10 protein-coding genes are annotated in these 13,843 nt (G+C 36.0%); 2 read left to right on the top strand and 8 right to left on the bottom strand.

The features are described 5' to 3' along the window. Positions 1 to 9 precede the first annotated feature (9 nt). Genes AC0UBM_RS11245 through AC0UBM_RS11225 form a run of 5 tightly spaced genes read right to left on the bottom strand, consistent with a single transcriptional unit; the run spans position 10 to position 7,210 of the window. On the bottom strand, positions 10 to 567 hold the full coding sequence (locus AC0UBM_RS11245) for a c-type cytochrome (protein ID WP_414036587.1): 558 nt from the start codon (positions 565 to 567) through the stop codon (positions 10 to 12). Between the two features lie 9 nt (positions 568 to 576). Then, entirely contained in the window at positions 577 to 1,110 is a 534-nt protein-coding gene (locus tag AC0UBM_RS11240) for a DUF3341 domain-containing protein (protein WP_414036586.1), read from the bottom strand. Between the two features lie 9 nt (positions 1,111 to 1,119). Then, positions 1,120 to 2,571: an NrfD/PsrC family molybdoenzyme membrane anchor subunit gene (gene nrfD, locus AC0UBM_RS11235; RefSeq protein WP_414036585.1), complete on the bottom strand. Its 1,452-nt coding sequence runs from the start codon at positions 2,569 to 2,571 to the stop codon at positions 1,120 to 1,122. A gap of 31 nt (positions 2,572 to 2,602) precedes the next feature. After that, positions 2,603 to 5,887, bottom strand: a complete 3,285-nt coding sequence (locus AC0UBM_RS11230; protein WP_475688691.1) for a TAT-variant-translocated molybdopterin oxidoreductase — start codon at positions 5,885 to 5,887, stop codon at positions 2,603 to 2,605. Positions 5,888 to 5,917: 30 nt separating this feature from the next. Continuing rightward, the gene (locus AC0UBM_RS11225; protein ID WP_475688690.1) at positions 5,918 to 7,210 is read right to left on the bottom strand and encodes a c-type cytochrome; all 1,293 of its coding nucleotides are present in this window, start codon (positions 7,208 to 7,210) and stop codon (positions 5,918 to 5,920) included. 210 nt (positions 7,211 to 7,420) lie between these two features. Here AC0UBM_RS11225 and AC0UBM_RS11220 point away from each other — a divergent pair, with 210 nt between their 5' ends. Continuing rightward, entirely contained in the window at positions 7,421 to 7,816 is a 396-nt protein-coding gene (locus tag AC0UBM_RS11220) for an SPOR domain-containing protein (RefSeq protein WP_414036582.1), read from the top strand. Positions 7,817 to 8,006: 190 nt separating this feature from the next. Here the strand turns inward: AC0UBM_RS11220 and infB are convergent, their stop codons facing one another. Genes infB through rimP form a run of 3 tightly spaced genes read right to left on the bottom strand, consistent with a single transcriptional unit; the run spans position 8,007 to position 12,716 of the window. Next, positions 8,007 to 10,979, bottom strand: a complete 2,973-nt coding sequence (gene infB / locus AC0UBM_RS11215; RefSeq protein ID WP_475688689.1) for a translation initiation factor IF-2 — start codon at positions 10,977 to 10,979, stop codon at positions 8,007 to 8,009. 30 nt (positions 10,980 to 11,009) lie between these two features. After that, the gene (nusA, locus tag AC0UBM_RS11210; protein WP_414036580.1) at positions 11,010 to 12,242 is read right to left on the bottom strand and encodes a transcription termination factor NusA; all 1,233 of its coding nucleotides are present in this window, start codon (positions 12,240 to 12,242) and stop codon (positions 11,010 to 11,012) included. 12 nt (positions 12,243 to 12,254) lie between these two features. Further along, a complete protein-coding gene (gene rimP, locus AC0UBM_RS11205; protein WP_414036579.1) occupies positions 12,255 to 12,716 on the bottom strand; it encodes a ribosome assembly cofactor RimP in 462 nt (153 codons plus the stop codon). 155 nt (positions 12,717 to 12,871) lie between these two features. On the opposite strand from rimP, the gene AC0UBM_RS11200 reads away from it, so the two are divergent. Continuing rightward, entirely contained in the window at positions 12,872 to 13,699 is an 828-nt protein-coding gene (locus AC0UBM_RS11200; protein WP_475688688.1) for a universal stress protein, read from the top strand. The last annotated feature ends 144 nt before the right edge of the window (positions 13,700 to 13,843 follow it).

Genomic DNA, 13,843 nt, shown 5'->3' with positions numbered 1-13,843 from the left:
CTAATCGACTTACTTTTCTAAATCTGCTTTTAGTTCCATAACATAAGCAGCTACTTGCCAACGCTCTTCTTCTAACAATTGATTGCTATAAGATCCCATGGCATTTTTTCCATAATAAATAGTGTGATATACACTACCAACAGTAATATTACGTCCAGCGTCATCATACTTAGGAACTCCAAGAATTTTTTCTCTTTTTACAAGAGTACCTTGTCCATCTCCTTTCATACCGTGACAAATTCCACAATAGATATCGTATAATTCTTTTCCTCTTTTAGTATCAATTTGAGTTGAATCTAAAGGACTCATTAACGTTTCCTTTGCCAAATTGTATCCTTCTAAATCGTTAGCGATTTCAAACGGGATATGTCCTCTTGCAACTGATCCTTCTGCAGGTAATTGCGCTTCTACACCATTTCTAAAAGCAGTAGATTCACTATAAGTTTCATAACCAACAGACTCGTACATGTTAGGCATAAACTGATAGTTTGGTCTACCATTTTCTTGACATGAAACGACAGATATTAAAACTACGGCTATTGCAAATATTTTTATTAAGCTTTTCATTGGTCTGTATTAATGTGCTTTATCTACTAAGTTAATTTCTACTGCACCTGTACTTTTTAACAATTCTGCAATTTCTTGTTCATTGTTATTAGCCACAGCGATTTCCATTAAAAAATGATCGTCAGTAGTTCTTGGGTCTGGATTTTCTGCTTCTTTAAAAGGCCATATTTTACTACGTAAGTAAAAGGTAATAACCATTAAATGCGCTGCAAAAAATATAGTAAGTTCGAACATGATAGGCACAAACGCCGGCATGTTTTCTAGATAACTAAAACTTGGTTTACCACCAATATCTTGTGGCCAGTCTTCAATCATAATGAAATTCATCATAAGTGTTGCGACAGTTAAACCAATACATCCGTATATAAAAGCTGTGATAGCCAAACGTGTTGGAGCTAATCCCATTGCTTTATCTAGTCCGTGAACCGGAAACGGTGTATATACTTCTTCTATATGGTGTTTTGCCAAACGTACATCTTTAACGGCAGCCATTAAAATATCGTCGTCTGTATAAATAGCGTGAATAACTTTTGAAGATTCCATATGCTACTCTTAGTTTTTTGAATTATTAACTGAAGCTCCAGAGGTTCTTGCATCTGCACCAGTACCTACTAAACTATCTCCTCGCTCTCTAATTTTTTTGTAACTCTCTCCTGAAGACTTTAAAATAGTCTTAACCTCTGCTTGTGCAATTACAGGGAATGTTCTAGAGTACAATAAGAAAAGTACAAAGAAGAATCCTATTGTTCCAATAAATATTCCTATATCCACAAATGTAGGTGAGAACATTGTCCAAGACGATGGTAAGTAATCTCTGTGTAACGATGTTACAATAATTACAAAACGCTCGAACCACATCCCGATGTTTACCACGATCGAAATAAAGAAAGAGAACATAATACTTGTTCTTAATTTCTTAAACCACATAAACTGTGGAGAGAATACGTTACAAGACATCATCATCCAATAAGCCCATGCATAAGGACCTGTTGCTCTGTTTAAGAAAGCATATTGTTCGTATTCTACACCAGAATACCAAGCAATAAATAACTCTGTAATATAAGCCACACCAACAATAGAACCTGTAATCATGATTACAATGTTCATTAATTCGATATGTTGTACTGTAATATAGTCTTCTAAGTTACACACTTTTCTCATGATGATAAGAAGTGTGTTTACCATAGCGAATCCTGAGAATACCGCCCCTGCTACGAAGTAAGGAGGGAAAATTGTAGTGTGCCATCCTGGAATTACAGAAGTAGCAAAGTCAAAAGATACAATGGTGTGTACAGAAAGTACAAGAGGAGTTGCTAAACCTGCAAGTACCAAAGATACTTCTTCGAAACGTTGCCAGTCTTTAGCTCTACCAGACCATCCAAAACTTAATAATCCGTAGATTTTCTTTTGGAAAGGCTTTACTGCACGGTCTCTTAACATCGCGAAATCTGGTAATAAACCTGTCCACCAGAAAACTAATGATACAGATAAATACGTTGAAATTGCAAATACATCCCAAAGTAAAGGTGAGTTAAAGTTTACCCATAACGAACCGAATTGGTTTGGAATTGGTAATACCCAGTATCCTAACCATGGACGACCCATGTGAATAATTGGAAATAAACCTGCCTGGAAAACCGCGAAGATAGTCATGGCTTCAGCAGAACGGTTAATTGCCATTCTCCATTTTTGACGGAATAATAAAAGTACCGCAGAAATTAATGTTCCCGCATGTCCAATACCAACCCACCAAACGAAGTTAGTAATATCCCAGGCCCAACCTACGGTTTTATTTAAACCCCAAGTTCCAATACCAGTTGATACTGTGTATAATATACATCCTATTCCCCAAAGGAAAGCAACTAATGAAATAGAAAAAACTATCCACCATAATTTATTTGCTTTTCCTTCTACAGGTCTTGCTACATCGACAGTTACATCGTGGTAAGACTTTTCTCCTGTAACTAAGGGTCTTCTTATAGGTGCTTCGTAATGAGACGCCATATCCTTATCTAATTATTTCTTAATTCGTTAATTATGCTTCTGTTGTATTTCTCACTTTTGTCTGGTAAATCACATTAGGTTTTGTTCCAATATGTTCTAACAAGTGATACATACGATTATCTTCTTTAAGGTGTGCTACCTTACTTTCTTTGTCGTTTACATCTCCAAATACCATGGCACCACTGCTACACGCTGCAGAACATGCTGTTTGGAATTCTCCGTCCTTAATTTCACGTCCGTCACGCTTAGCATCAAGAATTGTTTTTTGTGTCATTTGAATACACATAGAACATTTTTCCATTACACCACGAGAACGTACTACTACATCAGGGTTTAATACCATACGTCCTAAATCATCATTCATATGATAATCGAACTCATCATTACCATTGTATAAGAACCAGTTAAAACGACGTACTTTGTAAGGGCAGTTGTTTGCACAGTAACGTGTACCAACGCAACGGTTATATGCCATATGATTCTGACCTTGACGACCATGAGAAGTTGCCGCTACTGGACAAACAGTTTCACAAGGTGCGTGGTTACAGTGCTGACACATTACTGGTTGGAAAGCGACTTGTGGATTATCTGAAGGATGTTCTAATTCTCCAAATCCTCCTAAAGATCCTTTCTCTCCAAATAAACCAGAGAACCCTTCTTTTTTCTCGTTATCACCTTCAAACGATTCGTCTGAAGAGTAATATCTATCTATACGTAACCAGTGCATATCACGGCTACGACGAATTTCACTTTTACCTACAACAGGCACGTTATTTTCTGCATGACATGCAATAACACATGCTCCACATCCTGTACATGCATTTAAGTCGATAGATAGGTTAAAGTGATGTCCGATAGAACGATCAAATTCTCCCCATAAATCAACATCAGGAGATGTTACAGGCGTTTCAACGTGGTTAAGAGAAACCATTGGCATTGGGTTCCACTCACGCTTATCTTTTGTATTAAAGATCTCTAAAGTAGTTTCCTTAATAATATCGCCACGTCCCATTAATGTATTTTGTAACTGTACACAAGCAAATTCATGCTCGCCACCTACAGCACTTACACTAACATTCTGAATTGTATTAAAATTTTGGTATAACGTAAACGCATTTACACCCGTTTGCATTTCTTCTTTTAATCCAGCAGATCGACCATAACCAAATGATAAACCTACAGAACCTTTAGCTTGACCTGGTTGAATAAGTACAGGTACTTTTTCTAAAGTCGTACCATTTACCGTTACACTAGCATAACTACCATTAAGACCACCATTAGCAACATTTCTGTTTGATAACCCTAATGCTTCTGCATCGGCCTTAGAAACCGTTAAGTAATTATCCCAAGATGTTCTTGTAATTGGATCTGGAAATTCTTGTAACCATGGGTTGTTGGCTTGTTGACCATCTCCCATTCCTACTTTAGAATATAATACTAATTCTAAACCTTCAGATTTTGCAGAGCCAACTAATGCTGAAGCTGCTGCTGATCCAGAAATTTCATTAATAACAAAACCTTCACCTCCTAAAATTGGATTTGCATTTGGTGAATTTCTTGTTGTAGTAGACGTAATAAATTCATCTTTATCTTCATCGACTAAACCAATTCCTACAGCTGCCTCATGAATAACGTTACCAGCCCAAGTTCTTTGTTTTTTATCTTTTAAAACAGTTTTGGTTTCCTCAATTGTTGTATTAGAAACACCATTAACTAATGCCCCAAGTGATCCTGCTATAAAAGAACCATCATGTATTGCTTGGTTAAAAGATGCACCACCTAGAATATTGGCATTCCAAGTTTCTTTAATATAATCATGGTAAGACATTGAATTATCTGTCCATGTTAATAAAGCCTCCTGAAATTGTTTTGTATCGAATAAGGGACGAATAGTTGGTTGTGTTAACGCATAATGTCCACGTCTTAATTCTACATCACCCCAAGCCTCTAAATAATGAGGTGCTGCAGCTAAATATTCTGTTTGAGAAGCTGTTTCGTCCGATTTCATCGAGAACGTTACAGCCAATTCTGTTTTCTTTAATCCTTCTGCAAAGTCTGCTGCGTTTGGTAAGCTATATAATGGATTTACTCCACTCATAATAATACCACCAATACGACCAGCTTTCATATCTGCCACTAATTGAGCAACATCTTTGTCGTTTCCTTGTCTTGTTAAGATTGGAACTCTTGGTTTAAATGCTCTACTATTTAAAGCGGCATTAATTTCTAATACTAAAGCTTGCGCATTAACATCCTGAATTCCTGTAACAACTACACCTGCTCTACCTGATTTTTTAAGTAGAGATGTTGCATTTTTAACTGCCGCTTCCATATGTGCTGGAAGTGATCCAGAAACCGAAGTTCCAGTTATATTTCCATACAACTTAGCTAAAGCTATTTTTTGTTGACTTGGAGTTGCAGGCACACGCTTATCTGCATTGGCACCAGCTAAAGACATATTAGCTTCAAACTGAATATGCTTAGACATTTTTCCTTCTTGAGGAATACGTCCTGCCGAATAACCTGCATCAAAACCTCCACCTTGCCAGTCACCTATAAAATCGGCTCCAAAAGAAACAATAGTTTCTGCATGGGCGAAATCATAACCAGCTAAAGCTCGACGGCCATATTTTGCTTGGTAAGCGTCTAAAGCTGCAGATTCCGAAATGGCATCATAAACTACGTGACGAACTTTACCGTATTTTTCTTTAAACGTATTAATTAATCGTTCTGTAGATGGACTAGAAAATGTTTGTGTTAACAACACAATTTCCTTTCCAGCACTACTAAGATTAGATAATTTAGAAGCTACTTCAGCATTAAAATCAGTCCAAGACACAGGGTTTCCTGCTTTAGTTGGACCTTGAACTCTTAAACTATCATACAAACCTAATACCGAAGCATTAACTCTTGCGTTAGCACTTCCATTAGTTTTTGCTAAGGAATTGTTCTCAATTTTAATAGGACGTCCTTCACGTGTTTTAACTAAAACACTAGCAAAATCAAAACCATCTGCAATCGTTGTTGCATAGTAATTAGCAACACCAGGAATTATTTGTTCTGGCTGAACTACATAGGGAATCGATTTAATAACTGGCCCTTCACAAGCTGCAAGCGAAGCGGCGGCTGTACTAAAACCAACATATTTTAAGAAATCTCTTCGTGTAGTAGAAGATGATGCAAGCGTTGCTTTATCACCTAAAAACTCGTCCGTAGGAATTTCTTCAACAAATTCGTTTTGCTTTAGCGCCTCAACAATAGAGCTGTTTTCGTTTAGCTCTTCAACACTTTTCCAGTATTTCTTGTTTGATGACATATTGTATAATTGAATTACTTCTTAAATAAATTAATAATGACACTTACCACATTCTAAAGCTCCCATCTGAGCAGCTGTAAGCTCCTCAACACCGTACTTTTTAGATAATTCTTCGTGGATTTTTGTATAGTAATCGTTGTCTTTAACTTTTACATTTGTTTCTCTGTGACAGTTAATACACCATCCCATTGTTAATGGAGCATGCTGATACATAACTTCCATTTCCTGAACAGGACCATGACATGTCTGACAATCTACACCTGCAACAGTAACGTGTTGCGAGTGGTTAAAGTAAACGAAATCTGGTAAATTATGAATTCTCACCCATTTTACTGGTTGCGTTTCTCCTGTATATTTTTGCTCGGTATCATCCCAACCAACAGCTTTGTATAACTTTTGAATTTCGCCATCGTAAAACTCTTTGCTGTATTCTGGAGTTGCTGTACTTTCTGCTACTTCGTAAATAGACTTGTGGCAGTTCATACATACATTTAAAGATGGTATACCTGATGTTTTACTAACTCTAGCTGAAGAGTGACAGTACTTACAATCGATACCGTTATCTCCTGCGTGAATTTTATGAGAGTAGTGAATTGGTTGCACTGGCTCGTACCCTTGGTCTACACCTACCTGCATCATAAAACCATACACATGGTAACCTCCCACTAATAATAAGATAACCACAGTAACTAAAACTAGAAACTGATTTTGCACAAACGCTTTCCAAAGTGGTAAGCGTGTAGATTTTTCTACAGTTACACCTTTAGCTTCAGCAAAGCGATTTAAAGTTTGTCTTACCAAAATTAAAGCCATCGCTAATAAACCAAATAAAAGCACTAATGCTCCTAATATAATTTTATTAGAAATGCTGTCGCCTTCACCACTAGCTTTAGACATTCCAACTTGACCTGCTGCTGCTGGAGCCGGAGCGGCTTTTTCTTCTGCAGTATAGGCTAAGATATTATCTAAGTCTTCATCAGATAACTGAGGAAACGCTGTCATCGGAACACCATTATACTCATTAAAGATTTTATTGGCGTATTCGTCTCCAGACTTAATAAGTCCTGAACTGTTGCGGATCCAAGAATGTATCCATTCTTTATCAACTCCTGCTTCATCACTTAAACGTGCTTCAATATTACGAAGAGCAGGTCCTGTCATTTTTTTATCTAACTGGTGACAAGCAGCACAATTAGAATTAAACAATGCTTTTCCTTTTGCCGGGTCGCCTTGAGCCGAAAGAGAGGTTGTAAACGCAAGTAAGATAACTATAGCTAAACGGAAGATGTTTTTGCTTAATTTACGGTGAATCACCTGTTTCATATTATTTGTTGAATTAACTTCTTAACTTTTGAATGACTTACTAATCTAAAGCAGATAAAAATCAGTTATAAAATTTGGAACAAAAATAACATTTAAAGTGGATTGTAAAAACGTTATAGAACCGTTAAATGTAATTTAGAAAAATTCTAAATAAAAAATAATTATATCTTTATACGAATAACATTTACATTTGTAGCAAATAACTTGAAAATGAAATTATTGAATATAAAGCTTATTACACTAACCGGGTTATCCGTGTTTGCATTATCTACGAAAACCTTTTCACAACAAAGTAATATTGTTATTAATCAGGACGAAAAAATTACAAAACTACTGAATGTTAAAAAGGAAATGAATAAAGACGAAAATGCTACTGATCGCTATAAAATCCAGCTATACTCTGGAAACCGGGCCGATGCAGAAAGCACGTTAAGCAAGTATAAGAACGCATTTAACCAATGGGAAGGCACCTTAGTTTACGAGACACCTAACTATAAAATCTGGGTGGGTAGTTTTAGAACCCGATTAGAGGCAGATCGTGCCTTAATTGAAATAAAAGAGAAGTATCCAAACGGTTTTATCTTTAAACCGAAGTCGAAAAACTAGGGTAAAGATTCCTTCCGTTTTTCACCTTATAATGGTCGATAATGGGCAGTATTTAAAACAATGACATATGTCATTGTTTTAAATAGAATAATCTCAGGTAAAGACCAATTAAAATCCGAACATTATTATAATTTAAAAGCACAAAAAAAGGCGACCAAATGGTCGCCTTTTTTATTACTATATATAAAACTTATTTAAGTTTCTTTTTTACTTCTACTTCGTGGAACGATTCGATTACATCGCCTTCCTTAATGTCATTGTAGTTCTTAATTTGCATACCACAATCATATCCTTTAGATACTTCTTTAACATCATCTTTAAATCGTTTAAGCGACGCTAATTCTCCAGTGTATACAACTACACCATCTCTAATTAAACGCACTCCTGAAGATCTAATAATTTTACCGTTAGTAACCATACAACCGGCGATACTTCCGATTTTAGATACTTTAAAGATTTCTCTAATTTCTGCAGTACCAGTAATCTCTTCTTTAAGCTCTGGAGATAACATCCCTTCCATAGCATCTTTAAGATCGTTAATAGCATCGTAGATAATTGAGTATGTACGGATATCTATTTCTTCCTTATCTGCCATGGCTCTAGCATTACCCATTGGTCTTACATTAAATCCGATAATAATCGCATCTGATGCAGAAGCTAATAACACATCACTTTCTGTAATGGCACCAACACCTTTATGAATAATATTTACTTGAATCTCTTCAGTAGATAATTTCTGGAATGAATCTGTTAATGCTTCAACAGAACCATCCACATCCCCTTTAAGGATAATGTTTAATTCTTGGAAGTCACCTAAAGCAATACGACGACCAATTTCATCTAGAGTAATATGACGTTGTGTACGTACGGATTGCTCACGTTGTAATTGTGTACGTTTAGTAGCAATACGTTTTGCTTCACGTTCGTCTTCAAATACATTGAATTTATCACCCGCTTGTGGCGCACCATCTAATCCTAAAATAGATACAGGCGTACTTGGTCCAGCTTGTTTAACCTCGTTACCACGTTCATCATGCATGGCTTTTATCTTACCACTGTTTTTACCAGCTAATACGTAATCACCAATTCTTAATGTTCCTGCTTGTACTAAAATCGTAGATATGTAACCACGACCTTTGTCTAAGAATGCTTCTACAACAGTTCCTGACGCCATTTTATTTGGATTGGCTTTAAGCTCTAATAATTCGGCTTCAAGTAATACCTTTTCTAATAATTCTTTTACTCCTGTTCCTACTTTTGCAGAAATATCGTGAGATTGTATTTTACCACCCCAATCTTCTACTAATAAGTTCATTTGTGCCAGACGTTCTTTAATACGTTCTGGATTCGCTGCAGGTCTATCTATTTTGTTAATCGCAAAGATAATTGGCACACCTGCTGCTTGAGCATGTGCAATCGCCTCTTTTGTTTGCGGCATAATATCATCATCGGCAGCAACTACAATAATTGCTAAATCGGTAACCTGAGCACCACGAGCACGCATGGCTGTAAAGGCCTCGTGACCTGGTGTATCTAAGAATGCGATTTTTTGTCCGCCTTCTAACTGTACTCCATAAGCACCAATATGCTGTGTAATTCCTCCAGATTCCCCGGCAATTACGTTTTCCTTACGGATATAATCTAATAATGAAGTTTTACCGTGATCTACGTGACCCATTACCGTAACAATCGGCGCACGTTCAATTAAATCTTCTGGTTTATCTTCAACGATTTCTATATTATCTTCAAGATCTGAAGTTACAAACTCTACTTGGTATCCAAATTCGTCTGCAACAATAGAAAGTGTTTCTGCATCTAAACGCTGGTTCATGGTAACCATCATACCTAACGACATACAAGCCGAGATAATTTGTGTTACCGAAACATCCATCATGGTAGCAACTTCACTAGCCGTAACAAATTCTGTTACTTTTAAGATTTTGCTTTCTACTTCTTGCTGATCTAGATCTTTCTGACTTTGTTCTCTATGGTGATCTCTTTTATCTCTACGATACTTAGCACCTTTACCTTTACTAGATTTCCCTTGAAGTTTCTCTAAGGTTTCTCTAACTTGTTTTTGAACATCTGCTTCACTAGGTTCCTCTTTTACAATCGGACGTCTAGCTTGACCTGGTCCACCCGGTCTTTTACCTTTATAAGTACTTGGTCTAACTTGTCTTCCTGGTCCTCCAGCAGTTCCTCCTGGTTTAGCAGTAGTAGACTTGTTATCTCCAGGTTTACTAATACGACGACGTTTTCTTTTATTGGCCGCAGCATTATCGCCAGCTTTAGCAACTGGTTTCTTTTTAGGCTTATTAAACTGAGATAAATCTATTTTTTCTCCTGCGATTTTTGGTCCCGAAAGTTTAGTATATTTCGTTTCTATACGCTCATCTACCGGTTTATCTTCTTCAGCTTTTGGCTCTTCTTTTTTAACGGGTTCAGATGTTTTTGGAGTTTCTATTTTCTTAACCTCTTGAACAGGTTTTGGAGTAGTTGGAGGTGGCGTAGATTTTGTAGGTTGCGAAGGTGGAGTAACTGGTTTTGGCTTGTGTTCCACTTTTGGTGTGTCTTGAACTTTAGCTTCTTCCTGTTTAACAGCAGGTTTTTCTTCCTTTTTCTCAGGAACAACATCAGCTTTAACAACAGGTTTTTCTTCCTTTTTAACTTCCTTTACTTCTTCTGCTTTAACAGCTTCTGCTTGAGGAGCAACAACTTTAGGCTTTACGTCTTCAGTTTTTGGTTGAATAGGTTCTTCCTTTTTCTCTGTTGGTTTAGAAACAGGTTTAGGTTTTGGATCTAAATCGATCTTTCCTACTTGTTTCGGACCTGAGAGCGTTGTTTTGGCTTTTACTACTTCCTGCTCTTTCCTTGCTTCTTCCTTCTTAGCTTCTTCTTTTTGTTTTGCTTCAAGTTCACGCTCGCGCTGTTCACGCAAGGCTTCTTTTTCTTTCAGCTTTGCTTCACTTACTTCTTGAGAGGCCACCTTCTTATTAGCATCCGTTTGAAATTCGCCAGAAAGTACGTTGTATACTTCCTGAGAAATTTTTGTGGTAGGACGCTTATCGATTTCCATACCTTTAGATTCCAAAAAATCTACTGCACGGTCGATAGAGATGTTTAACTCACGTAAAACTTTATTTAATCTTATTGTTTCAGCCATAAATTGCCTTTAATATACTCCAAATATAAGTTATTCTTCAAACTCTTCTCTAAGAATTCTAATAACTTCGTTAATTGTTTCTTCTTCTAAATCGGTTCTTTTCACTAAATCTACTACATCTTGCTCAAGAACACTTTTTGCTGTATCAAGCCCAGCTTTGCTTAACTCATCAATAATCCACTTATCAATCTCATCAGAAAATTCTGTTAACTCAACATCCTCTTCTGCGCCTTCTCTAAACACATCAATCTCATAACCAGTTAATTGACCAGCTAATCTAATGTTGTGTCCACCACGTCCAATGGCTTTACTTACTTCTTCAGGCTTTAAAATAACTTCTGCTCTTTTGTTTTCTTCATCAATTTTAATCGATGTCACTTTCGCTGGACTTAACGCTCTAGTGATATACAATTGCAGGTTATTTGTATAATTGATAACGTCTATATTTTCGTTACCTAATTCACGAACAATGCCGTGAATTCTAGATCCTTTCATACCTACACAGGCACCAACTGGATCTATACGATCATCGTAAGAATCTACAGCTACTTTAGCTTTTTCTCCAGGGATTCTTACTACTTTTTTAACAGATATTAATCCGTCAAAAACTTCTGGTATTTCTTGTTCGAATAATTTCTCTAAGAATAAAGGTGATGTACGAGACATAATAATGCCTGGTTTACTTCCTTTTAACTCTACGTTTTCAATTATTCCTCTAACATTATCTCCTTTTCGGAAAAAATCCGATGGAATTTGTTTCTCTTTTGGTAAGATGATTTCGTTACCTTCATCATCTAATAAAATAATTGCTTTGTGACGTATATGGTGCACTTCAGCAGTATAAATATCTCCAATTAAATCTTTAAATTGCTTGTAGATATTAGTATTATCATGTTCGTGAATTTTAGAAATTAAATTCTGACGTAATGCTAAAATAGCACGACGACCTAAATCTATTAACTTCACTTCTTCAGAAACATCTTCTCCTACTTCAAAATCAGGCTCAATTTTTTGAGCTTCACTTAATGAAATCTCTTGATTAGGCTCTTCCACTTCACCATCGGCAACTACAATACGGTTTCTCCATATTTCTAAATCACCTTTATCTGGGTTTATAATAATATCAAAATTATCATCGTCTCCAAACTTTTTCTTCAAGGCATTTCTAAAAACATCCTCTAAAATCGCCATTAACGTTACACGATCTATTAATTTATCGTCCTTAAATTCTGAAAAAGAATCAATTAACGCAAGATTTTCCATAACTCTTTTGAATTAAAATTTAATCATAACTTTCGCTTCTACTATGTCGCTATAAGAAATATTTGCTTTTTTCTGAACCGTAACTTTACCTTTCCCTACTGGTTTAGGCTCTCTAGCTTTCCATTCCAAAACTATTTCGTCTTCATTAGCATCTACCAAAACAGCTTCTATTGTATCTGTTTGGGTTTTAACCTCTAGTGTTCTCCCTATATTTTTAGCATACTGCCTGCTCTGTACTAGAGGAGACGCTGCTCCTGCCGACATAACTTCTAGTGAAAAATCGTGTTCTTCTCTATCTATATCATGCTCTATAGCTCTACTAATAAACATACAATCCTCAACACTCACACCTTCATCTCCATCGATAATTACCTTTACAGCATTCTCTCCAGAAACAGTTAAACTAATCAAAAACAAATCATTTCGTTCTTGTAAGGCGCTTTCTAATAAATTCTCAACAGTTGTTCTAAACATTTTTTAGTATAAAAAGAGGGGACTCTGTCCCCTCGCATATTCTTTTTTCTTACAACGGGGCAAATATACAACTTTTTTTTTGACAATTACAAGCTTTCAAATACCAATTTTTATCCGTATTTTTATATAGTTATTTAACTCCAAAAAATACAATCATGAAACGCATATTAGTCCCAACAGATTTTTCGAAAGAAGCTGAGTTTGCAACAAAAACAGCGGCCAAAATTGCTGCAAAATTTGGTTCCGAAATTTTCTTCGTCCATATGATAGATCTTCCTAACACAGAATTAGACAAAACACACCAGTCTACCAGTGAAGTTCCTGAAGCTTTATTTTTTATAAAACTTGCAGCGAAACGCTTTAACGAACTGTTATCTCAGGATTTCTTAGACAACATTACCATACACCATTCCATAAAAACCGACTCGACTTTTGCCGGTATAAACGAAACTGCCGAAGAACTAGATATAGATTTAATTGTTATGGGCTCGCATGGCGCTTCAGGATTTAAGGAAATATTTATTGGATCGAACACCGAAAAAGTAGTTCGCACCTCTAAAGTTCCTGTTTTAGTTATAAAAGAAAACGAACAAGAATTTAAGACAGATCACCTAGTTTTTGCTTCTGACTTTCAGTTTAACAGCATCCACACCTATAAAAAAGCAGTTAAATTTGCTAAAAAATTCGACTCTAAAATCCACTTGTTATTAGTAAATACACCAAATAATTTTTCTTCGACTACCGAAGCAAAAAAACGTATTGCTAATTTTATTGAACATTCGGATTTCACAAATTACACTATAAACATTTACAATGATGACACAGTAGAAAAAGGAATTCTAAATTTCTCTGAAGATATCGATGCCGACATTATTGGAATAAGCACAACTGGCCGACAAGGTATTGCTCATTTCTTTAACGGAAGCATTAGCCAAGACATCGTGAATCACGCTATTAGACCAGTGATTACTTTTAAAATATAATAAACAACAAATTCTTAAAAAGCGCCTAATTACAATAATTATGCGCTTTTTTTATTATCAAAATCAAACCACATGTCTCACTACCTAGCCCTCACAAACTAACAGAAAATCATTCTGATTAGTACAGAAAAACTAATAATCACA

The sequence above is a fragment of the Formosa sp. F44 genome (genome assembly GCF_056238645.1).
The sequence above is the reverse complement of the archived record's forward strand: the minus strand, read 5'-3'. Positions and strand labels throughout refer to the sequence as shown.

Coding starts and splice junctions, on each gene's coding strand:
- AC0UBM_RS11245 (WP_414036587.1), bottom strand. CDS start 567: ATGAAAAGCTTAATAAAAATATTTGCAATAGCCGTAGTTTTAATATCT.
- AC0UBM_RS11240 (WP_414036586.1), bottom strand. CDS start 1,110: ATGGAATCTTCAAAAGTTATTCACGCTATTTATACAGACGACGATATT.
- nrfD (WP_414036585.1), bottom strand. CDS start 2,571: ATGGCGTCTCATTACGAAGCACCTATAAGAAGACCCTTAGTTACAGGA.
- AC0UBM_RS11230 (WP_475688691.1), bottom strand. CDS start 5,887: ATGTCATCAAACAAGAAATACTGGAAAAGTGTTGAAGAGCTAAACGAA.
- AC0UBM_RS11225 (WP_475688690.1), bottom strand. CDS start 7,210: ATGAAACAGGTGATTCACCGTAAATTAAGCAAAAACATCTTCCGTTTA.
- AC0UBM_RS11220 (WP_414036582.1), top strand. CDS start 7,421: ATGAAATTATTGAATATAAAGCTTATTACACTAACCGGGTTATCCGTG.
- infB (WP_475688689.1), bottom strand. CDS start 10,979: ATGGCTGAAACAATAAGATTAAATAAAGTTTTACGTGAGTTAAACATC.
- nusA (WP_414036580.1), bottom strand. CDS start 12,242: ATGGAAAATCTTGCGTTAATTGATTCTTTTTCAGAATTTAAGGACGAT.
- rimP (WP_414036579.1), bottom strand. CDS start 12,716: ATGTTTAGAACAACTGTTGAGAATTTATTAGAAAGCGCCTTACAAGAA.
- AC0UBM_RS11200 (WP_475688688.1), top strand. CDS start 12,872: ATGAAACGCATATTAGTCCCAACAGATTTTTCGAAAGAAGCTGAGTTT.